Below are 22,196 nucleotides of genomic sequence, written 5' to 3' on the forward strand. Positions count from 1 at the left end.
TATCGGCTTATTTTCTATATTTGCGACTTATTTTCTTAAAGTCAAAATGTCTTTGATTACATCCGCAGTAATATTATGACATTCACCGAGTTTCCATCCACGGTTTCCTAATCGCTCAGCTACTTTATTTATAGCCTCGTCGCCCAATCCGTAGTCTGACAGATGAGTTTTTACACCCATCGATTCGAAGAAGTCTTCCACTGCTTTAATCGTTCTATCTATTGCATCGCTTCCTTGGATGCCAAACACCTCTTTTCCAAGACGAGTGATCTTTCTTCCTTTCTGATCTTTTAGTACAGTCATTACTCCCGATAATACAATAGCAAGAGTTTGGGCATGATCAAGTCCATAGAAAGCTGTAAGTTCATGTCCGATCATGTGAGTAGCCCAGTCTTCGGGCACACCGCAGGCAATCCAGCCATTCAGTGCCCACGTTGAAGCCCACATCAGATTGGCACGAACGTCATAGTTGTTAGGTTCTTTCAGTGCTTTAGGTCCTTCTTCTACCAATGTTTTTACAATAGCTTCAGCCATATTATCTTGCAGCAAAGAATCTCCTTCGTTATATGTCAGGTATTGCTCCATTACATGTACAAAAGCATCTACAACTCCATTCCCTGTCTGGCGGGGAGGTAATGAATATGTTACAGTCGGATCAAGTACAGAAAACTTAGGGTAGGTGAGGGGAGAACCAAATGCAAGTTTTTCTTGAGTTTCGGCACGGGTTATTACAGCTCCGCTATTCATTTCTGATCCTGTAGCAGGCAATGTAATAATGTCACCAAAAGGCATAGCTTTCTTTACTTTGCTGCCTTTAGACAGTATCTGCCACGGATCTCCCTCTTCGAAATAGACTGCGGCAGAAATAAACTTTGTAGCGTCAAGAACCGATCCGCCACCTACGGATAATATAAAATCGATACCCTTTTCTTTGATTACAGCGACAGCCTTCATGCAGGTTTCATAGTGTGGATTTGGTTCTATTCCTCCAAACTCATGCCATTCGTAGCCGCTTAAAGCTTTTACAGCCTGATCGTACACTCCGTTTTTCTTTATACTGCCTCCTCCGTAAGTCATCAACACTTTACTGCCTTGAGGTATTTCGTTTGTAATCTCTTTGATCATTCCTTCCCCGAATATAATCTTTACGGGATTTGCTAATGAAAAATTTTCCATAATCTCTTCGTTTTTGATTGATAGTAAAGTTATATTATTTAACCTTATATGATTGAATTCAATTTATTAAATAAGCTAAAATTCGATTAATAGTTTTGCGTTTACTTGGCGTCCGGTCAGATAATTTGGTACGGCATATTGGTGGTTGTAGATATCTGTAATCCAATAATACGTATTTGTATTTTGCATGTCGAATATATTAAAGATATCTATTCCTAGCCAGATGTTTTTTAGTGCTTTACATAACGAATTTGTATTTCGTATAGCAAAGTTTTCGCCTAGTATTTGCCACGAAAAACCGATATCTACACGCTTATATGCCGGTGTGCGGAAATATCCGTTTTCATACCCTTTGTATGGCGCAGAAACGGGTAAGCCTTGAGACCACAGTCCCCTAAGGCTCATTTTTAGGCGTTCATATCCCGGCATATAATCTTGATAAAATAAGGCAAAGTTGAAACGTTGATCCGTGGGTAGAGGAACTTTTTGTCCATCTATTTCCTGTTGCGTTTTCATTATTCCCAGACTAATCCAGCTATCTACACCCGGAATAAATTCTCCGTACAGCTTCATGTCCATCCCTAGAGCAAAGCCTTTGGAAATATTTTCTCCTGAATAACGTATTTTTACATTGTTTACTGTATATGGAATCAGATCAGATAATTTCTTATAGTATATTTCTCCTGATAACTTCAGTGGTGGAGAGTTGTGTTCGCCTCCTCCTCCAAAATAATAATCACTTCCTAGTACGACATGAATCGATTTTTGTGATTTAATATCTTTATTCAGCTCGATAACATTGTTCCCATCTACATTTACTACTTTTTGGAATTCTTTGTAAAAAGGAGCCTGATAATAAATGCCTCCCGCTAGTCGTATCGAGAAGTTTTCGATTCCGCTGGGTACAAAAGCTATAGCTCCACGTGGGCTTACTATCAGTTCTTCATTGAAAGTCCAATAGCTCGCTCTCAATCCGGCATTTATGATAAATAAGCCATTGTCTGTATTGAGTTTATAAGTGTCTTGTATATATCCGGAAAAACGAGAAGGCTTGATTTTGTTATCTGCTTTCAGGTTCGAATACAGATTGACATCTATTCCTGTATTTGGTAGAGAGTAACCCGCAGAATCTCTCATTTCCCACTCTTTGATCTTATCTCTTACATTTTCTTGTTGATAAGTGAGCCCCCATTTCAAGAGGTTACTTCCTATTTTTAAATCTCCGAAATGACTGATTGTATATACTTCCGATTTTACCTGATTGCGTGCATGTTCAATATATCGTCCTATCCCCAACAGAGAGGACTCGTCAAAGGCTTCATTCCCTTCTACAATGTTCTGCTCTTTCAATATATAGTTGCCTTCTATATCATAACGCTCTCTCTCGTCAGAAGAGAATGTAGAGCCGGTAATACCTATATTTAGATTTTCATTTATTCTACCTTTTAGTGTCAACGCTGCTTGGTAAGTAATAAATCTGTCTTTCTCCCATCCATCAAAATATACCGTAAAGTTGCGAGGTGTGGTAAGCGTACCAAAACTAGTACTGCGGGTTTTGGGCGTATATTCATAAGTATTGTGCGCATAGTTTCCGAGCATACTAACTTCCCATTTGGGCGACAATTCGTACGTTATATATGTTTGAGCATCAATAAATGAGGGGTCGTATTCGGCTTTAGTATCGGTAGAGCTCAGTAGGGAGTGAGTCGTTTTATAACGAACTCCCGTAATCTGCGAGAATTTTCCTGTCGAATTACCGATATGAACACTTCCTCCTAGAAGTCCGGCTGAGGCAGACGCTTCAAACTCTTTAGGTTTTTTATATGTAATATCAAGCACTGATGACATCTTATCTCCATACTCTGCACTATATCCTCCGGCAGAAAAACCGACGGTTTGCACCATGTCAGGATTTATAAAACTTAACCCTTCCTGCTGAGCTGAGCGCACTAGGAGAGGACGATAAATCTCATTCCCATTAACGTATACGATATTTTCATCAAAGTTCCCTCCGCGTACCGAGTATTGCGAACTCAGTTCGTTTGTGGAACTTACTCCCCCCATCGTTGCGAGGAGAGATTCTATACTTGCCCAAGGGTTTGAAGCTCGTCTGGTTGCTAAGTAGTCAATTCGTTCAATAACTGTGGTAACGGTTTGTTGTCCTTCTATAGTAATGGCTTCTAAAGTATTATTATCTTCTTTTAATGTGATATTCAATCTCAGGTCACTTTTCGGTTTAGGGATTATATATTGGTGACGTTGATAGCCTATCAGAGAGAATATGATCTTAATCGAATCTTTAGGCTGTATAGATAATACATACTCGCCTCTCTCATTTGTTATTACTCCATTGCGGCTATTCATCTCCGAAACAGAAACGTACTCCAAAGATTTTCCTTGTTGGTTGGTAACTTTTCCTGTGATTTTTATTTGCTGTGAATAAGCAAGAGATGTTATAAATATGAGAAGTAATAATATGTTTTTCTTGATCATACGGTCAGTTTTGTGCACACAAATTTAGGTATATATTTCCTGTGTACCAATATATTGTTAATTATAAAATCATATTCCTATAAATTTGAATTTCTACTTTATCAGAAATCAAACACAAGATATTTGAGTAGTGTAAGATGTAGAAAATGGTAAAATCCTAGGGATCTTACCATTTTCACGTTTTGTAAAGTTTGTTAATTCAATGAGAATGTTCTCAGTTAAAGCTAGGAAGCTGTTTAGTCTGATTTAGCATCTGCTACAAAAATATATGAATAGATTTAATAAACTGTCAGTATTTATAATTTCTGACCACATGTTTTATAAATGATGTTTTTAATTATTGTATTGTCTATTTTAAGGTGCTTTTGGTTAGTTGTTTACGTTATGTTCAGAATATTCTGATTTTATGATTAGCTGCCAGCGTATCTCTATCTCGGTGACTACAAGGGTATAAAACCTAACGTATATTATTTGTTGAAAACTGATACATATTTTTGTGGTAAAGGCATGCTATTTATAGTAACTTTACAAATTGTGAAAAAGCAAAGATTGAGATATGAATAATTTTGTACACTTACATGTTCACTCCCAATATTCACTGCTTGATGGTCAGGCTAGTATTCAAAAGCTAGTAGATAAGGCGGTTGGTGATGGAATGAAAGCCATTGCATTGACCGATCATGGCGCAATGTTTGGGATAAAAGAGTTTTTCAATTACGTAAAAAAGAAAAATTCGAAATATGATGCTGCTATTAAGGAATTAAAAACTGAGATAAAGAAATTAGAGGCAGATAAAGAATCAGACAATTCGATTCAGATAGGAGATTTAAAAACCAAAATAAAGGAAGAAGAGGCTAAGAAGTTTAAGCCCATTATAGGTTGCGAATGTTATGTAGCACGTCGGAGCAGACATCTGAAGGAAGGCAAGCCGGATATGAGTGGTTGGCACTTGGTGGTTTTGGCCAAAAATCTTACCGGGTATAAGAACCTTATCAAAATGATTTCGTACGGATGGACAGAAGGTTATTATATGCGTCCTCGTATCGACAAAGAATTGCTTGAAAAATATCATGAAGGACTTATTATCTCTACAGCATGTCTTGGAGGTGAAGTATCTAAAAAGATTATGTCTGATGATATAGAAGAGGCTGAAAAAACTGTTCAGTGGTTTAAAAATCTCTTTGGGGAAGATTATTATCTCGAGTTGCAGAGACATAAGACAAACCGTCCCGATGCAAATGCAGAAGCATATCCTTTGCAGGAAAAGGTAAATAAAGAACTGCTTCGTATCGGTGAAAAGTACGGAGTTAAGGTAATCGCAACAAATGACGTTCACTTTGTCGATGAGGAGGATGCCGATGCACACGACCGACTGATTTGCTTGAGTACAGGAAAGGACTTTGATGATCCTAAACGGATGAGATATACAAAACAGGAATGGTTGAAAACAACAGCAGAGATGAATCAAATCTTTGCAGATCATCCTGAAGTATTGACCAATACGCTTGAGATAGCAAATAAAGTAGAATTTTATTCTATAGATTCGGATGCATTGATGCCTTTCTTTACGATCGATGCCTCATTTGGAACCGAAGAAGGGTATAAAATTATGTACTCCGAAGAAGACCTTATTCTCGAATTCGGAGAAAAAGCATATCACCGTTTGGGAGGGTATGATAAGGTTATTCGTATAAAGCTGGAATCAGACTATCTGCGACACCTTACAGTCATAGGAGCAGATAAACGATATGGAAAAGACCGAAGTCCGGAGATCGTAGAACGGCTCGATTTTGAGTTGAATACAATGAAAACCATGGGGTTTCCGGGATACTTCCTCATTGTTCAGGACTTTATTGCTGCCGCACGCAGTATGGGGGTTGCTGTAGGTCCGGGACGTGGTTCGGCTGCGGGTTCGGCAGTAGCTTATTGTTTGGGTATAACAGATATAGACCCTATTAAATATGACCTCCTGTTTGAGCGTTTCTTGAATCCCGACCGTATATCAATGCCCGATATAGATATCGACTTTGATGATGATGGGCGAGGCAAAGTATTGAAATGGGTAACAGATAAATATGGTCAAGAACGTGTGGCACATATTATCACATATGGAACTATGGCGACAAAGTCGGCTATAAAAGACGTTGCTCGAGTACAAAAACTGCCTTTGTCTGAATCTAATCGTTTGGCAAAGTTTGTACCCGATCGTATTCCTGATAAGAAAAAAGTCACACTACGAGATGCAATCGAATATGTTCCCGAGCTGAAAGAAGCAGCAAACAGCTACGATCCGATAATGCGCGATACAATAAAATATGCGCAGATGCTAGAGGGAAATGTCCGCAATACAGGTGTACATGCATGTGGTATCATTATCGGACAGCAGGATATTTCAGATATTGTACCCGTTAGTACGGCTGAGGATAAGGAGACGGGAGAAAATATCTTGGTTACTCAGTATGAAGGTACTGTTATTGAAGAAACCGGACTTATCAAAATGGACTTCTTGGGGTTGAAAACCCTTTCGATCATAAAAGAGGCAATTGAAAATATCAAACATACAACAGGTAAAGATATCGATATAGACAGTATATCTTTGGAAGATCCTGTAACATATGAACTATACAGTCAGGGAAAAACGACAGGTACATTCCAGTTCGAGTCTGCCGGTATGCAGAAATACCTGAAAGAGTTGCAGCCATCCAAGTTTGAAGACCTGATTGCGATGAATGCTCTTTATCGCCCGGGACCGATGGATTACATTCCATCATTTATTGCCCGAAAGCATGGAAAGGAAGAGATCAGTTATGATATTCCGATAATGGAGCGCTATCTGAACGATACGTATGGTATTACCGTATATCAGGAACAGGTCATGTTACTTTCTCGTCTATTGGCAGATTTTACACGTGGACAATCTGATGAGCTACGTAAGGCTATGGGTAAAAAGCTTATAGACAAGATGAATGCCCTAAAGGAGAAATTCATTGCGGGAGGAACAAAGAACGGACATCAAAAGAAGACACTGGATAAGATATGGGCCGACTGGGAGAAATTTGCTTCGTATGCATTTAATAAGTCTCATGCGACATGTTATTCTTGGGTTGCATATCAAACGGCTTGGTTGAAAGCGAATTATCCATCCGAATATATGGCAGCGGTTCTCTCTCGGAACTTATCTAATATTACGGAAATAACGAAGTTTATGGATGAGTGTAAAGCCATGAATTTGAATGTTTTTGGTCCTGATGTGAATGAATCTTACCTTAAGTTCTCGGTGAACAAAGAAGGAGATATTCGCTTTGGTTTAGCAGCCGTGAAAGGTGTAGGAGAGGGGGCTGTAATGAATATCATAGAAGAAAGGAGAAATAATGGCCCTTTCAAAGATATCTTTGATTTCGTAGAGCGTATCAATCTTAGTGCATGTAATAAGAAGAACATAGAATCTTTAGCCTTGGCCGGAGCATTCGATAACTTTCCGGGAATGACGCGGGAGCAATTCTTTGGAATGAATGGTAAAGGTGAAACATTTATTGATATGCTTATTCGTTATGGAAATAAATTTCAGATAGATAAAAATCAAGCAGCAAACTCCCTGTTTGGAGACGATGCTTCGTTTGATATTGCTCGTCCCGAAATTCCAAAAGTAGAGAAATGGTCAGATCTGGAACGTTTGAATAAAGAGCGGGAACTGATCGGTATCTATTTATCAGCCCATCCACTTGATGAATACAAGATCATCCTAAATTATGTATGTAATGTAGGTATGTCTGAAATAGAAGATAAGGATGCGTTGAAAAATAAAGAAGTTACTTTTGGGGGGATGGTCAGTGGTATGCGTGAGGGCATCACCAAAAATGGGAAGCCATATATGATATTGCGTATAGAGGATTTTACAGGTAGTGGAGAGATACCTCTTTTTGGCGATGATTATATCAATTTTAGCAAATATGGCCGTCCGGGTTTATATGTATTTGTACGGGGGCGTGTGCAAGGGCGTAAGTACGATGCAAATCAGATGGAGCTAAAGATTAATTCAATTCATTTGTTGCCCGACATAAAAGATACCTTGGTAGAGAAGATAACTATTACATTGCCTCTGCATGACATGAATACTCAGATGGTAGAAGAATTATCAACTTTAACTAAAAACAATCCGGGTAATTCATTGTTATATTTTGAAGTAGTAGACGGAGAGCGAAATATGAAAGTAGACTTGTTCTCACGAAGCTATAAAATAAATGTAAAACAGGAACTTATTGATTATCTGGTAGAAAACGAAAGTTTTGTCTTTAAGGTAAATTGAAATTTTTATATCTAAAATAGATTATTTACCTTTGCAGAGGAAAAAACAAAATAGACTTAATGTATAAAATATATAAACAAATAGACAAAAGTTATGGCTTTAGAAATTACAGATGCAAGTTTTGAGGATGTTCTAAAATCGGACAAGCCTGTCGTTATTGATTTTTGGGCAGAATGGTGTGGCCCATGTCGTATGGTCGGTCCAATTGTTGAAGAATTGGCCGGTGAATATGCCGATAAAGTAACCATTGGTAAAGTAGATGTAGATAACAATGACGAGATTACCTCTAAGTATGGAATTCGTAATATCCCTACTATACTTTTTATTAAAAATGGCGAAGTAGTTGATAAACAAGTTGGTGCAGCACAGAAATCTGTTTTAGTAGACAAGATTGAAAATCTATTGAAATAAATTCTGATTTTCATAGAGTGCAATAATGAATTACAGATATTGACAGTAATTTAGATATTGAAGATATAAATAACAAAGCCGTCTGATATTTTCAGACGGCTTTCTTTATTTTGAAGTGAATTCTAAAAGTCAGCTTTTATTTTTTCGGGTTCATAATTACTTCTATATGATTTCCTTGAGATATCAATTGTTTAGTTAAAGCTTTGATATCATCTTTGGATAGGGAGTTCACAAGTGCTAGATAACTTGAATGGTTATCTTCTCCGTAGAAATACTTAGAACCTAATATGCCCACCCAATAGCCGTTTTGTTTTTCATCCTCTTGGAATTTCTTTACCATATATTCTTTTACTTTCAGGAAGTCTGTATCTTCAGGGCCATTCTCAGCTATCTTATTTATTTCGCGGCTGATAATAGGAGTTATTGAAGCGACTCTTTCAGGATCAGTATCAAAAGACATCTGCAATACACTCTGACCTGCCGGAATTCGAGAGATCCAAGAGCGTACCCCAACGCCATACGTACCGCCGGCTTCTTCTCTTACTGTACGCACATATACAATATCCAATATTTGCTTAAGTGCAGATAATGCAATTTGATTTTTTTGCTCATAGTTCAGAGTTCCGCTATACATTTCGAATGCAGATGTTTTTGGTGTTTTCATCTCTTGTTCAAAGACATTTTCAACGTGTCCTTTACGTATATTCGAATCTACATTTTTATATTTGGCATCTTTGTTTCCTGATGGTAGCGAAGCAAGATATTGCTCTACTAATGGTTTCAGAATAGCTTCGTCTACTGTACCCACAAAGTTGAAAACAAATGAACCCGGATTTGCATATATTTCTTTGTATATTTCAATAATGCGATCGTAGTTCAATTTTTCTGCATCTTCTAACAACATAACTTGCATGCGCGGGTTGTCTCCATACATGGCTTTAGTCTTGTTGATATTCAAGATGAAGGAAGGTTCGGATGTCAGGTTCTTCAGCTGATTTTTGATCAAATCCATAATGTTGGAGTAGGCGCCTTCATCTTTACGTGGAGCGGTAAAATATAGATAAGTCAACTGAAGCATTGTTTCCAAATCCTTCATGTTTGAAGATCCATTGAACCCTTGTGTATAAACAGATATATTATTGTTTACATTCGCTGATTTGCCAGCCAATACTTTCTTGAGATCTGTAGAGCTGAAATTGCCAATACCGCCTACTGATGGAACCATTGAAGCCATATTTGCATTATAGATATCAGCGTCAGGAACTATAGAAGTTCCTCCATAAGCATGAGCAGACATCAGTATCTCGTCATCTTTAAAGTCTGTTTTCTTAATAACTACTTTCATGCCGTTTGATAGTGTCCATATCGTAGTCCCTAGGGTGTTGTCAGCTTCGGTTTTTACGATAGATCCCGGTTTTGGTAATTGGCTTACAAGAGGTTCGTTGGATACGGCTTCTTGGTATGCTGTAATATTTTCGGCTTCTACTTTCTTAAATACATTCAATAACTCATCTGTTGTAGGATATACAAGTCCTTCTTTCTCAGGGCCTGTTACGGTAATGATAATGTTCTTATCCGCAATCAGTTGTTTTACAACAGCGTTAATCGCCTGAGCATTAATAAACGGAGCAAACTTCTTAACGAAATCATATTCGTATTCGATACCCGGTATGCCTTCATCGCCGGTAAAGCTTCTTACATATTCTTGAACATATCTGTTGTTAAGCTCTTTATTTCTGTTGTTATACATATTTTCATATTGTTCCAATAAAGTAGCTTTCGCTCTTTCTACTTCAGCATCAGTATATCCGAATCTTTTGATGCGTTCATTTTCTCTTATCAGGCTCGCTAAAGTCTCATCAACCTTTCCTTCCTTACTTAGAGCAATAGTGGTCCATGCATCTTTTGTTTTCGATACGAAGAACTCTCCATCGTATGCATAGGATGCAGCAAAGGGAGCATCTCCTTTTTGAGATATTTCCTCTAAGCGATCTGATAGCATATTCGAAGCAAGGCTTTTTATGAAGCTAATAATCAGGCCTTCCTGAGTTTGTTTGGTCTCAGCCGGTATTACATCGTGCTTAATATACAGAGTAACTTGAGTTCTTACAGCCTCGGGGTCGGTAATAACAGATACAATTGGTTTATCATTATCCGGAACAGGGAAGTAAACTCTTTCTGCTGGATTAACCGGTTTGGGGATATCAGACCACATGGCTTTTATCTTAGCCTCTACCTCATCTACATTAATGTCTCCAACAATAACGATTCCTTGCAAATCGGGACGATACCATGTGTGGTAGTAATCACGTAATGTCTGATAAGGGAAATTTTCTACAATTTCCATTTTGCCAATCGGCATGCGGTCGGCGTATTTACTTCCTTCGAAGATAACAGGTAGCTGCTTATCCCATATACGGTATTGAGCACCGCTACGGGTACGCCATTCTTCCTTGATTACAAGCCTTTCTTCATCAATCTGCTCATCTTTCAGAGCGATAAATCCAGACCAGTCGTGCAATACCATCAAGCATGAGTCAATGATCGCATCACGTACTACGGGGACGTCATCCAAATTGTATACAGTTTCGTCAAACGAAGTGTATGCATTTACATTTGCGCCAAACTTAACTCCGATTGACTCCAGATAGTTTAACATAGTCTTTTTACCCGGAAAGTTTTTTGACCCGTTGAAAGCCATGTGTTCAAGAAAGTGAGCCAATCCTGCCTGATTGTCTTCTTCCTGCATAGAACCTACTTTCTGAGCGATATAAAAGTTAGCTCGTCTCTCTGGGTAGGCGTTATGACGGATATAGTATGTAAGTCCGTTTTCTAACTTCCCATATCTAACCTGCGGATCGATAGGTAGTTTTTCCATTGTTTGTGCTTTGACAAGTCCGGCTATGGCAAGTAAAGCGATAAAAATAAAAGACTTCCTCATATTATTAATGTTTAAAGTGTTATTCTATAGTTATTTTAGAAAGTACCGGCTTATGATCGGAGACGAAAGTTCCGTTTAAAGTGTCGGGCAAGACTACATAATCTTGTACCTTTATTTGTTTACTCACAAATATATAATCAATTAGAGGACGTTCGCTTTCAGCTAGTCTGCCAAAGTTGTGGAATGTCCAGTCTGTACCTGATGCTTTTAGGGCAATCGTTTTACTGTCTAACAAGTGATTGGTCTTTGAAGCATCTGTAATATTCTTAATCGCTTCCGATTGCGGAGTATCATTAAAGTCTCCTGTAAGTACTATCGGCAGACCTTTTCCCAATTCTTCAGCTTTCTTTAATAGTAAGTTTCCGCCTTCTTTTCGGGCAATCAATCCATCGTTATCAAGATGTGTATTAATAGCAAATATTTCTTTACCCGTAGCTTTTTCTTTTAGTATAGCCCATGTTGCCACACGTATATATGATGCATCCCAGCCTTTAGAACCTGCTACTTCGGGCGTTTCGCTTACCCAAAATGTACCGGACTCTATAGCCGAGAATCTATCTTTTTTATAGAAAATGGGGCTGAATTCTCCTTTGTCTGCACCATCTTGACGTCCTACGCCTATTGTTGTATATTGGGGTAGGCGTTCTTTCAGGTCATTCATCTGGTTCAACAAAACTTCTTGCATGCCGAGTATATCCACATCATTCATCCGAACCATTTCAGCGGCATTGTCTTTTCGGTATTGCCAGCTGTTAAGACTGTCGCTGGGAACATCCAAACGAATATTGAATGTCATAACATTCAGCTCTAAAGGTTTTGTTTTACAGGATGATATGAAAAGTAGAGAGGGTAGTAATAAGTAAATTAATTTTTTCATTTTAAGAACGTTAATTGAATGAAACTATTTATTGGTATTTGAAATTTATGTAAATAAATTATACAATTTGGGTAAGAAAATAATAGCTCCGCAGATGACAGATATTACAGACGATACAAAAACTGCAGCTGCGGCAAGGTCTTTTACTTTTTTTATAACTTCGTTCCACTGAGGTGATATATAATCACATATATTCTCGATGGCAGAATTTATTATCTCTAGGCTAAAAACTAACGCTATCAGAATACATATAACAAGCCATTCTGTATTTGATATTTTCAAAAGAAATCCCGCCGTAACTACTACTATTACAATAGCTATATGTATACGGGAATTATGCTCTTCCAAAAATAATACTCTCAAACCGTTTAGTGCATATAAAGCCGATTTAGAACGCTTTTTTAGCGAAAATTTCTCCGAACCTTTTTTGCTCATTTCAGGCAACCCTTAAATTGGAATACATTTGAATCGCTAATTTAGTAACAAAAAAATGATAAAAAGACAGTTCCTGCTTCTTTTTGGCAAATAACTTTTGCTTTTTATTTGTTTCTGATATTCGGTTTCTGTAATTTTGAATAACAAAATCTGAAAAATATGAAAAAGTACATATTCTTTTTATTATTGTCTATCGGATTGACTTCTTGTAATTTGAGTTATCAAAACAATCTGGAGAAAATGGGTGATGCTGTAAGGCAGCACATGAGGTACAGGGATGCAGATAATGGGACTATAACCAAAGTGGAATACTTTAAGCCGATATCGTACGAAAAAATAGCCAAAGAAAAACGTCAGAAACCTGATGAGGCTTACTTATTGCGGGTATACATTCAGGGTACATGGTCTTATGACAACAGTTATAGGATATATAATATCAATGACACTGTCAATTGTTATCTGAACGAAGATAAAAAGGTGTTGAGGATGGATGAGAATAAAGAAAACTAAGAAAACTATCTTCAATATATAGAAAATAAGAGGGTGTTTCTTCTTTCATTTTAGAAAGGGAAATTGCCCTCTTTTAATATATCTGCTCGATTATTGAATTATTTCATGTAATTTTGTATTATTATCATATTTAAGATTATCGATGAATACTTTTGGAAATATATTCAGACTTACTTCTTATGGAGAGTCTCATGGTGCTGGTATCGGAGGAGTTATTGATGGTTGCCCTGCAGGGATAACCGTAGATATGGAGTTTATACAAAACGAACTAACCCGCCGTCGTCCGGGACAATCTAAGATAACTACTCCTCGCAAAGAAGCGGATGAAGTAGAGTTCTTATCAGGGATATATGATGGTAAAACTACCGGAGTACCGATAGGTTTTCTTATTCGAAATAATAACCAGCATTCGTCAGATTACGACAACCTGAAAGATATTTATCGTCCCTCTCATGCAGACTATACATATTCTCAGAAGTATGGTATACGTGATCACCGTGGAGGAGGCAGGTCGTCGGCCCGCGAAACTATTGCTCGTTGTGTAGGCGGGGCATTAGCTAAGCTTGCGTTGAAGCAATTAGGAGTGGAAATATTGGCTTATACTTCGCAAGTAGGACATATAAAGCTCGAAAAACTATATAAGGATTATGATCTGTCACTTATAGAATCTACGCCTGTACGTTGTCCCGACCCCGAGAAAGCGCAGTTGATGATAGAACTTATCGAAGAGGTTAAGTCGAAAGGTGATACTATTGGCGGCGTTATTTCGTGCGTTATAAAGGGGGCTCCTGTAGGATTAGGCGAGCCTGTATTTAATAAGTTGCATGCAGCTTTGGGGAATGCTATGCTTGGCATAAATGCGGTGAAAGGGTTTGAATACGGCGATGGATTTGATGTCAATCACAGAGGATCGGAGGTCAATGATGTATTCTATAACGATAATGGTAAGATAGGAACCAAAACAAACCATTCGGGTGGTATACAAGGAGGAATATCAAACGGGCAAGATATTTATTTTCGTGTAGCTTTCAAACCTGTGGCAACAATTTTGATGCATCAGGAGACTGTAAATAAAGATGGAGATAGTACAGACCTTAAGGCTCGCGGACGTCACGATGCTTGTGTTCTGCCTCGTGCAGTGCCAATTGTTGAAGCTATGGCGGCGATGACTATTTTAGATTATTATCTTTTGAGCTGTACGAATCGTGTTTTCTTGGATAAGCTTTCTTAGGTGATCTCAGCCCTTTGATCAAGTGCTTAGTTGCTAAAATGGGATTGTGAAGTAGCATTCGTGGACCGGAGTACTTCATGATCTCTTTTATTCTTTCTCTCATTTCCGAGCTATAGCAATGAACTTTACAGTTTTGGCATGTAGGTTTATCCTCACCAAATATGCATTTCGTTAACTTTCTTTGTGCGTAATTGTTCAGTTCAGCGCAAGATGAGCATAAGGCATGACTTGTACCATGTTTATCTTTACAGTACAAGTGAATCATCTTTCCGATGGTCTTTTTTTCTGTAGTATTCATTTACAAAGAGTCTCCTATATAGAAGATAGGTATAGTGATTATGATCAAAATGATCGCTCTATTATTCAAAGTTAAACACAAGTGATATCATTCGTGTTTTTCCCGATGAAATCGCTTGGGTATATTTAATTAAATCTTTATCTGATAGATCTGATCTGTCTTTATTTACAACATCCGCTAGTCCGAATGAAAATTTTAATTCAGGACACAGTTTGAATAACGGTAAATACAAATTACACCCAACGCCAAATTCCAAACCATAGTCCATCGACTTGAAGCGGAGTATATCATTCTTTTTTTGTCCTATATTTAATGCTGTATATACCCCAGCAAGCAGGTAGGGTCTGAAATTTCCTGTACGGTCTGCGCTAAACTTGAGATAAAGAGGTAGTGTTAAATAATTACTCCTCAAGGCTGATTCGTATTCTTTGCCTGATGTTTGCTCTTTAAAAACAAAACGCCTTTCTCCAAAATGTAGAGAAGGTGTGGTCCGAAGATTGAAGTATTGATTCAAATATCTGTCGGCTATCATACCTACACTAAACCCTACCGAATAGGACGGTATTTCCGTAAACCAAGCTTCACCGTTATCTCCCACATAGCCCGAATGTGATATAATAAGGTCTTGTGCTTGGAATCCAACCATAAAGCCCAAATGATACATCTTTTGATCTGCAAAAGGTAGGTTTTGCGGTTTACGAGTCTGTGCCTGCATATTAATACCGAACAGGACAATAAAAGATAGGTATAATAGTATTAATTTCTGCTGTTTCAAAATTCAGTATTTATTTCTAATAACGTAATTTGCTGTTAGTTATTGCAAAGTACTTATTTTAATCTAGAAAGCGTAAAAATAGTAATTTCTTCATCTTATTGATGTAAAACAAAAACTATTCATAATGAGTTTATTGCCAGGTAAATAATGTTGAGCGAGCCTTTCGTAAATAGATATAAACAATATAAATATTAATAATATCTAATCCTATCTATTTTAGATACAGAAAAAACTCATTATATTTGCCAAATCAAAGTTAGTAATAATATTAAAAAACAAAAATCATGGCTTACGTTATTAATGAAGATTGTATTGCTTGCGGTACTTGCATCGATGAATGTCCTGTAAATGCAATATCAGAAGGAGACATCTACAAAATTGATCCAGATGCATGTACTGACTGTGGTACTTGTGCTGATGCTTGTCCAACTGAAGCAATTCATCCTGCTTAATTAGAATTATCAGGATAACAAAATATAAAGGAAGCTAAAAAGCTTCCTTTTTTGTTTTTATAGTAGTTATCATGAGAAGTCTTAGTCCTTTCTGTTCCTTATTGAATGCTTTATTAGACTATAAAAGTGATTTGTTTGGGAATTTGGGGTGATTGTTATGGAATTATTCCAGATTGAGACTCCATATGATATAAATAATATGATATGAGAACTGTATTGCTGCCATCTATCTTTATGCTTATTTTTATACTAATATCTTGTAAAAAAAATCAAGATCAATCAATGATAGGGAATAGAGAAAAAAAATCTATATGTTGGAAAACTCTTAGAATTGAATCTCAAAATCAGATAATAGTTATTGATAAATATGAGAATTATGGAGTTCGAGATACATGCGACCTTAAAGAGGTAAGAATCAATGAATCTGTCATCGAATATAAGCCTATAGATAGAGGACAAGAATATTTTGACATAACAGAACAAGAGAAAGATTCAGTGTTTTATTATATCTACGATATTGTAACAAATCCTGTTTATACAGCACAATTCGCGACCTGCTATGTAGGTAATATTTCTATTGGATTTAGTACAGGGAGTGTAACTCAAGTATGTAAATATAATTCCGTTGGCAATTGGACTACAATATCACTTTCAACAGAGAAGTTGTATAATTTATTGAGAAGAAAAACAAAAATTTCAGAGTATTAGATTTCTGTCGAATGATAGAATGATTTTCTTGCATTCTTCAATGCTTGGTTTCACTGATCATACATTTGCAAGTATTGTAAAATATTCCAAAATCAATATATATAACAGAAAAGCAATCTCATTTGAGATTGCTTTTCTGTTAGTTGCGGAGACCGGATTCGAACCGATGACCTCCAGGTTATGAGCCTGGCGAGCTACCACTGCTCCACCCCGCGATCTTGTGAGTGCAAAAGTATAGAAATAATCATAACATTCCAAATAAAAACGGGTAAATAAATAAATTATTTCTATACTTGTGAGTTACTTATTGATTACAAGGATGTTAAAAAAGGAAATATTTTACCACGTATAAGTAAGTCCAAAACCTACCATCTCATTATATTGAAAATATCCCCAATCTCCTTTTTTAGTCGGAGGTACACCATCGTCATAGCGCAAGTAGAAATAAATAGAAGTTGATAAAAATCTATTTAGGTTCATTGTGTATTTATTTTCACATTCAAATAGTATTTTCTCATAGTTTGTAAAATACATAATTCGACTTGTGAATTTGTTATATCGGTTAAATGAGTATGATATATCTGCCTTAACAGTAGACCCTAAATCCAGTTTACTTTTCTTCCCTTCATCTACTCCATATCTCGACTTGTCCACCATTGTATCAGCTACTAAAGTGTAGTTAATAGAGGCTGGAGATAGTTCTAACGACAAGTTTAATCGCTTGTATTTATCTTTAGGTGATATGTTTTCTGTAGTGTATCGCATACCAATACCCGAATTGACAACTAAAGGAGAAAATAAAGATCTTACTCTTGATTCACTGTTTACAGGATAACCTCTGAATATTGGTGTTTCTATCTTTAAGTTGACATTGTATGACCATTTTTTAAATGCAGTTATTCCAAAAAGACTACTGTTTCTTACATAATCTTCAATGATACTAATTTTATGGAATTTGTCGGCAGGTGTTCTCTGAACATTTAAACGCCATTCGAAAGAGTTTTCAAAACTAGTCTTGTTTTTCTTATACTTTACATTCAGCTTGTGATAATTAATTATGCTAAAGTTGCTATTCCCTCCATTGTACCAATTGTCTGAAAGCTCATTCTGATTTATCTGCAATGAATGTTCTCCTGTTCTGATCCAATACACAGGTTTTATTCGTATTTTCTCTACTTCCGGTTTATTGATGCCTATCGGATCATCAGTTGTAAGTAAATCTTGGAATATACTCTTTTTCTCGACTATAGTCTCCTTCAAGAGAGGAATATCTTTAAAATGAAACGCATTCAATTTAACCCTTTGAGGATTATTCATGTAGTACTGTCTTCTTTCAGCCTCTATCTCCTTAATCCGTGCAAGTTTAGGCGCAAAAGTACTATCCGGAGATATCAAATGAAACTCGCTTGTAGTATCATTTTCTGATTTTTTTGATAAGAAGTCCATATCTGATGGTAATATCTTTCCATCAAAAACAACAGGTAAGAATACCGGATCAAAAATCACCGTATCTCTAAATGATACATGATCATCAAATGGCATCCAATTATTTTTTAGAATAAGCAGTCCTTTTTCATCTCTTAAAGGTTGCAGATTACTCGCATTTAATCCTTTTGCATAAGCAGAGTCGATTCTTAACGGAGCCGAAAATCCTTTGGTTGTATCTCGTGTTGAAATCTTCTTGAGTTGCCTGTCTATATTTGTTATATCTTTCAAAATACTATCTTTCTGTTGCCTTACAAGACCTGTATTCTGTGCATTTACAGATGTAGAAAATATAAACAAACATATAATAAAACAGAGGTAGACTTTATTTACTCTCATTTTACTTATCTTTTTCAGAGAAAGTTATCCTTAATAATTTTCATTTTATAAGATGCAAATTTAGTAATTAAATCCTATATTTAATGCTTTAAGTAATCTAAAACGTTTATTGTCGTATGTCGTCCAGGCTGAAAGATGTATTGCAAAAAGCTGATGAAAAGAGGTGGATATTATCTTAAGTATGACACACAGTTTTTTTATTGGTATATTATCATTAGCTTTGAGTAAAGTTTATTAAATAAATATTGTAGATATATCTTTTAGAATTTCACAGCATTTACAAAACACTCTACTAGATTCTTCAATTTTAAATTGCAAAAGATTAATATACATTATATTAATTTAATGTTAAACCGAAATATTACAAACTTAAAAACTCATTATCATGAAAAAAATATTTTTATTCTTATTGTGTGCCTTTTTTTTATTTTCCTGTAGTCAAGAAAATATAGATCAGCTATCAGAATCAGAAAATTATAATGCTCGAAAAAGTGAAAATATTTATGTTTGTACCGCTGACTTTTATGAAGGTAATGATTTTCCTTCAAATCAAAAAGCAGCGATTCTAAAAACGAAGAAATGGGAAGATGAAAGTATTATTACTATAAAGTTTTTAAATGGTAGTCCTTCTCTTGAAGATAAGGTTATGAAATATGTATTGGAATGGGGGAAACTTATTAATCTTGAATTTAGGAAAAATCCTAGAGGAAATGCTGATATCAAAGTGGCTTTTAAATGGAATGGAGATAAGACATCATGGTCTTATCATGGGACTGACAGCAAAACAATACTTCAGGATCAACCGAGTATGAACTTTGGATGGCTTGATGAAAGTACTTCTGAAGAAGAGTTTAGACGTGTAGTTCTTCATGAATTTGGACATGCATTAGGTTTAGTTCATGAACATTTACATCCAATAAATAATATTCAATGGAATAAAGGCGTTGTATATGCATATTATGCACAGCAAGGATGGAATAAAGCTACTGTTGATCGCAACATTTTTAATAAATTTACGACTACGCAGACAAATTATAGTACATATGATAAATATTCAATTATGCACTATGATATACCTTCAAGTCATACTTTAAATAATTACTCTGTTGGCATAAATAATGTACTATCCCAAAAAGATATTGAGTTCATATCCCAGCAATATCCCATAAAAACGGCAAAAAATGCACTATTCTATGGGAAAGATCATATAAAAGTAGGTGAATCTAGAACATCTGAGAATGGAGTATATTCCCTGGCCCTTGAAAATACAGGAGATCTAATTCTAAGAAAGAATAACAATACTATTCTTTGGTCAATTGAAACTGGTTATAATGATGTCACAGCAGTATCTATATCAATTGTTAGGTTTCAAATAAATTTAGATTTTAAACTGAGTTCTATCAGTACACCTCTATCAGTACCTCTTTATATTGGAGATCGAATCTCATATGATTCATCGTTAAATCTTCGGATAGAAAATAATGGAAATCTTGTACTCGATACTGGAAATAAAATTATATGGAAGTCCAATACGGATGGGAAATAATAATTTCTTATAGCATACCTTTTTAATTCAAATTTCCAAAATTATATTTATATAATATTTTGGAGATTTTCTCTTTATATTGTTCATTATATGTTATACCATTATGTCCTTCATTCGTTAATATGACTAACGAATCTTCTTTTTTGAACAAGGAGCTGAGCATTATCGAATTCTTATAATTTATAACCATGTCTGCGTCTCCATGAAAAATAACAATGGGCATTTTACAATTAGTAATATATTTATATGTCTCTAGTTTATATTTTACCAAAAAGCGAGGGATGACGGGGCAGATACCTTGAATGATACCAGTCATAGAATAGTACGGAGCTTGTAGAATTAATAAGTGAGGATTATTGACTGATGCCAGCCAAGTTGCGGGGCATGTACCTATCGAATAGCCTAATACAATGATGTTATCTTCATCATACAATTCTTTCATTTTATTATAGGCCGTTTGTACATCTTCAAATAATCTTCTCTGACTACGAATCTCTCCTTCACTTTTGCCAAAACCTCTATAATCCAATAAAAATACATCGTACCCTAACTCTGTATAAAGAGAAACCACACTTCCCCATGAATCTAAAGCTCCGGCGTTGCCATGCAGATAGAAAATTAACCCTTTAGATTCATGTGCTCTGAAAAGTAGTCCATTCAGCTTTATCCCATCGTCTGTTTGTATATATAGCCCCTCAAAATTTTCTTTAAAATTGAATTTATAATCTTTGCCTAACTTATCAGGATAGAACAAGAACCTTTCTTGGAAAAAGTAGAAAGCACCGCAAAATATTATATAAAAAGCTAATGCTATAGCAAGAAACCGAATCGCAATTTTTACCATTATATCGTATCCGTTATGTAATCAATAGGTAATAAAAAAGCATACATGGATAATTCATGTATGCTAAGTTAATATTAAATATAGAAAAGAATAAGCAGATATTACAAATTAAACTCTACACTGACAAATAAATATCTTTGTGATTTTGAATGATCAGGATTCAGATTTCTAAAGTTAGGAGCAATTTTCAATTGCTTTACCGGTTGAAATTCTACTCCGATCATCATCAACTGACCATCAAGACTATTCCATGCTGTATTAAAACTATTCGGAGCCGAAGAGTCTACAAGATCGTAACGAGCAAATGTTCTCCATTTAGGAGCCAGTGCGATTGATGTATAGACAGAATACCCGAAATAATCTTTCTTCTCAACAAATCCTTTGTTAAAAACGCGGTTGTATTCAGCACCGGCAGAGATTTTCTTGTCCTTGTATCCTGCAAACACAGCCATTGTGTATTGATCTTTAAAGTTTACATCTGTAACTCCTTCGGGTAAAGCATCTCTCAAGTTTTCACTTTCATTATAAACATCTCCGTATATGCGGAGTATCGTATTTTTTGTAGGGTGAAGGCTCAGCCCGGCAGCATATTTCATACTATTATCCTTTTTAATCTTCTTATATCCTTCTCCGTTAGTGATCCCTAAATCTGCCGATATATACGGATTGAACGCATATTCTGCCGTTACTCCCATATCTACACTTGGCCCCATTTTGTTTAAGTCCTGAAATGATTTCATCACATAACGATGCATCCAGTATGTTTCTTGTACGCTAAATCCCATTAGTCCAATTAATCCGGCATTAACACTAAAGCCTTTATCACTCCAGTTTACAAAAGCATTTCGTAGATATACTTCGAGCCCATCGGAAGATGTTTTTCCTGCAGCACCATCAATAACGACTTGAGCCTGTAAAGTACGTGTGAATTTATAATTATATCCAAGGAGAGCTCTTGTGATATCAAACCCTGACTTGTCATCATCACCAAAACCTTTACTAAAATCAAGAAAGCTTCGAGCAATAATCTTCCCCGATGGCTTAAAGGCTAAAGAATCCTGAGCATAAGAGGTGACACTACAAAGTATAGAAAATAGAAAGAAAACAGAAAAATATCGTTTCATACTCACAATTTATAATTTCTCACAAAGTAAAATGAAAAGATTTGAAAATATAATCTTCACATTATTAATGTTTTGTTAAGATAATATGACGAAAAATATACAGAATATGTATATTTGTGTATTACGCTGTATTCTAAGTGAATAGTAAGTGCTTTTTATTTTATTTAAAATCACAGAAAGATTATTTGTTGCTGTGTAAAACTAAATCTAAAAAGCAAAGACGACTTCATTATAAAACACTACTT

The 22,196-nt window shown here is 35.9% G+C and carries 17 protein-coding genes and 1 tRNA gene; 7 read left to right on the top strand and 11 right to left on the bottom strand.

Features of this window, described 5'->3' with window-relative positions:
• Nucleotides 1-27: 27 nt before the first annotated feature.
• Nucleotides 28-1,176: an iron-containing alcohol dehydrogenase gene (locus PKC55_RS03045; protein WP_291128465.1), complete on the bottom strand. Its 1,149-nt coding sequence runs from the start codon at nucleotides 1,174-1,176 to the stop codon at nucleotides 28-30.
• A 75-nt stretch (nucleotides 1,177-1,251) separates the two neighbouring features.
• Nucleotides 1,252-3,669, bottom strand: coding sequence for a TonB-dependent receptor (locus PKC55_RS03050; protein WP_291128467.1), 2,418 nt, complete (start codon nucleotides 3,667-3,669; stop codon nucleotides 1,252-1,254).
• A gap of 556 nt (nucleotides 3,670-4,225) precedes the next feature.
• Between PKC55_RS03050 and dnaE the strand changes: the two genes are divergently transcribed.
• Together dnaE and trxA are read left to right on the top strand one after the other, a co-directional pair.
• Nucleotides 4,226-7,975, top strand: coding sequence for a DNA polymerase III subunit alpha (dnaE, locus tag PKC55_RS03055; protein ID WP_296946304.1), 3,750 nt, complete (start codon nucleotides 4,226-4,228; stop codon nucleotides 7,973-7,975).
• 93 nt (nucleotides 7,976-8,068) lie between these two features.
• The gene (gene trxA / locus PKC55_RS03060) at nucleotides 8,069-8,386 is read left to right on the top strand and encodes a thioredoxin (protein WP_135105233.1); all 318 of its coding nucleotides are present in this window, start codon (nucleotides 8,069-8,071) and stop codon (nucleotides 8,384-8,386) included.
• Between the two features lie 136 nt (nucleotides 8,387-8,522).
• On the opposite strand, the gene PKC55_RS03065 is transcribed toward trxA, so the two are convergent.
• From PKC55_RS03065 to PKC55_RS03075, 3 genes are read right to left on the bottom strand one after another with little or no spacing between them, the layout of a single operon-like run.
• Entirely contained in the window at nucleotides 8,523-11,327 is a 2,805-nt protein-coding gene (locus PKC55_RS03065; protein ID WP_291128471.1) for a M16 family metallopeptidase, read from the bottom strand.
• A 19-nt stretch (nucleotides 11,328-11,346) separates the two neighbouring features.
• Entirely contained in the window at nucleotides 11,347-12,204 is an 858-nt protein-coding gene (locus PKC55_RS03070; RefSeq protein WP_291128473.1) for an endonuclease/exonuclease/phosphatase family protein, read from the bottom strand.
• A gap of 45 nt (nucleotides 12,205-12,249) precedes the next feature.
• Nucleotides 12,250-12,639 carry a diacylglycerol kinase family protein gene (locus tag PKC55_RS03075; protein WP_291027390.1) on the bottom strand — a complete coding sequence of 130 codons (390 nt, stop codon included), beginning with the start codon at nucleotides 12,637-12,639 and terminating at the stop codon, nucleotides 12,250-12,252.
• 159 nt (nucleotides 12,640-12,798) lie between these two features.
• Between PKC55_RS03075 and PKC55_RS03080 the strand changes: the two genes are divergently transcribed.
• Both PKC55_RS03080 and aroC read left to right on the top strand, forming a co-directional pair.
• Entirely contained in the window at nucleotides 12,799-13,149 is a 351-nt protein-coding gene (locus PKC55_RS03080; RefSeq protein WP_006842816.1) for a hypothetical protein, read from the top strand.
• Between the two features lie 142 nt (nucleotides 13,150-13,291).
• On the top strand, nucleotides 13,292-14,380 hold the full coding sequence (gene aroC / locus PKC55_RS03085; protein WP_291128475.1) for a chorismate synthase: 1,089 nt from the start codon (nucleotides 13,292-13,294) through the stop codon (nucleotides 14,378-14,380).
• Here the strand turns inward: aroC and PKC55_RS03090 are convergent.
• Both PKC55_RS03090 and porT read right to left on the bottom strand, forming a co-directional pair.
• Nucleotides 14,319-14,678 carry a nitrous oxide-stimulated promoter family protein gene (locus tag PKC55_RS03090; RefSeq protein WP_291128478.1) on the bottom strand — a complete coding sequence of 120 codons (360 nt, stop codon included), beginning with the start codon at nucleotides 14,676-14,678 and terminating at the stop codon, nucleotides 14,319-14,321. The two genes, aroC and PKC55_RS03090, sit on opposite strands and share 62 nt — an antisense overlap.
• 61 nt (nucleotides 14,679-14,739) lie before the next feature.
• On the bottom strand, nucleotides 14,740-15,453 hold the full coding sequence (gene porT / locus PKC55_RS03095) for a type IX secretion/gliding motility protein PorT/SprT (protein ID WP_462677003.1): 714 nt from the start codon (nucleotides 15,451-15,453) through the stop codon (nucleotides 14,740-14,742).
• A gap of 284 nt (nucleotides 15,454-15,737) precedes the next feature.
• Here porT and fdxA point away from each other — a divergent pair, with 284 nt between their 5' ends.
• Nucleotides 15,738-15,905 (top strand): 4Fe-4S ferredoxin, encoded by a 168-nt coding sequence (fdxA, locus tag PKC55_RS03100; RefSeq protein ID WP_006842812.1) that lies wholly within the window; start codon nucleotides 15,738-15,740, stop codon nucleotides 15,903-15,905.
• Nucleotides 15,906-16,187: 282 nt separating this feature from the next.
• Nucleotides 16,188-16,613: a hypothetical protein gene (locus PKC55_RS03105; RefSeq protein WP_324371801.1), complete on the top strand. Its 426-nt coding sequence runs from the start codon at nucleotides 16,188-16,190 to the stop codon at nucleotides 16,611-16,613.
• A 143-nt stretch (nucleotides 16,614-16,756) separates the two neighbouring features.
• On the opposite strand, the gene PKC55_RS03110 is transcribed toward PKC55_RS03105, so the two are convergent.
• Together PKC55_RS03110 and PKC55_RS03115 are read right to left on the bottom strand one after the other, a co-directional pair.
• A tRNA-Met gene (locus tag PKC55_RS03110) sits at nucleotides 16,757-16,828 on the bottom strand.
• 124 nt (nucleotides 16,829-16,952) lie between these two features.
• On the bottom strand, nucleotides 16,953-18,437 hold the full coding sequence (locus PKC55_RS03115; protein WP_291128481.1) for a DUF3078 domain-containing protein: 1,485 nt from the start codon (nucleotides 18,435-18,437) through the stop codon (nucleotides 16,953-16,955).
• Between the two features lie 385 nt (nucleotides 18,438-18,822).
• Here PKC55_RS03115 and PKC55_RS03120 point away from each other — a divergent pair, with 385 nt between their 5' ends.
• Nucleotides 18,823-19,983 (top strand): matrixin family metalloprotease, encoded by a 1,161-nt coding sequence (locus tag PKC55_RS03120; protein ID WP_291128483.1) that lies wholly within the window; start codon nucleotides 18,823-18,825, stop codon nucleotides 19,981-19,983.
• Nucleotides 19,984-20,005: 22 nt separating this feature from the next.
• On the opposite strand, the gene PKC55_RS03125 is transcribed toward PKC55_RS03120, so the two are convergent.
• Complete coding sequence (locus tag PKC55_RS03125; RefSeq protein ID WP_291128485.1) at nucleotides 20,006-20,827, bottom strand: alpha/beta hydrolase; 822 nt, start codon at nucleotides 20,825-20,827, stop codon at nucleotides 20,006-20,008.
• 101 nt (nucleotides 20,828-20,928) lie between these two features.
• Nucleotides 20,929-21,951 carry an outer membrane beta-barrel protein gene (locus PKC55_RS03130; protein ID WP_291128487.1) on the bottom strand — a complete coding sequence of 341 codons (1,023 nt, stop codon included), beginning with the start codon at nucleotides 21,949-21,951 and terminating at the stop codon, nucleotides 20,929-20,931.
• Nucleotides 21,952-22,196: the final 245 nt, after the last annotated feature.

This window comes from Dysgonomonas sp. (assembly GCF_035323175.1).
Taxonomy (GTDB): domain Bacteria; phylum Bacteroidota; class Bacteroidia; order Bacteroidales; family Dysgonomonadaceae; genus Dysgonomonas.

Bases quoted from the DNA above. Each gene is read 5' to 3' on its own strand.
- PKC55_RS03045 (WP_291128465.1), bottom strand. From the start codon at position 1,176: ATGGAAAATTTTTCATTAGCAAATCCCGTAAAGATTATATTCGGGGAA.
- PKC55_RS03115 (WP_291128481.1), bottom strand. From the start codon at position 18,437: ATGAGAGTAAATAAAGTCTACCTCTGTTTTATTATATGTTTGTTTATA.
- PKC55_RS03105 (WP_324371801.1), top strand. From the start codon at position 16,188: ATGATAGGGAATAGAGAAAAAAAATCTATATGTTGGAAAACTCTTAGA.
- PKC55_RS03070 (WP_291128473.1), bottom strand. From the start codon at position 12,204: ATGAAAAAATTAATTTACTTATTACTACCCTCTCTACTTTTCATATCA.
- aroC (WP_291128475.1), top strand. From the start codon at position 13,292: ATGAATACTTTTGGAAATATATTCAGACTTACTTCTTATGGAGAGTCT.
- PKC55_RS03090 (WP_291128478.1), bottom strand. From the start codon at position 14,678: ATGAATACTACAGAAAAAAAGACCATCGGAAAGATGATTCACTTGTAC.
- PKC55_RS03075 (WP_291027390.1), bottom strand. From the start codon at position 12,639: ATGAGCAAAAAAGGTTCGGAGAAATTTTCGCTAAAAAAGCGTTCTAAA.
- PKC55_RS03120 (WP_291128483.1), top strand. From the start codon at position 18,823: ATGAAAAAAATATTTTTATTCTTATTGTGTGCCTTTTTTTTATTTTCC.
- PKC55_RS03130 (WP_291128487.1), bottom strand. From the start codon at position 21,951: ATGAAACGATATTTTTCTGTTTTCTTTCTATTTTCTATACTTTGTAGT.
- PKC55_RS03065 (WP_291128471.1), bottom strand. From the start codon at position 11,327: ATGAGGAAGTCTTTTATTTTTATCGCTTTACTTGCCATAGCCGGACTT.
- trxA (WP_135105233.1), top strand. From the start codon at position 8,069: ATGGCTTTAGAAATTACAGATGCAAGTTTTGAGGATGTTCTAAAATCG.
- PKC55_RS03080 (WP_006842816.1), top strand. From the start codon at position 12,799: ATGAAAAAGTACATATTCTTTTTATTATTGTCTATCGGATTGACTTCT.
- dnaE (WP_296946304.1), top strand. From the start codon at position 4,226: ATGAATAATTTTGTACACTTACATGTTCACTCCCAATATTCACTGCTT.
- PKC55_RS03125 (WP_291128485.1), bottom strand. From the start codon at position 20,827: ATGGTAAAAATTGCGATTCGGTTTCTTGCTATAGCATTAGCTTTTTAT.
- fdxA (WP_006842812.1), top strand. From the start codon at position 15,738: ATGGCTTACGTTATTAATGAAGATTGTATTGCTTGCGGTACTTGCATC.
- PKC55_RS03050 (WP_291128467.1), bottom strand. From the start codon at position 3,669: ATGATCAAGAAAAACATATTATTACTTCTCATATTTATAACATCTCTT.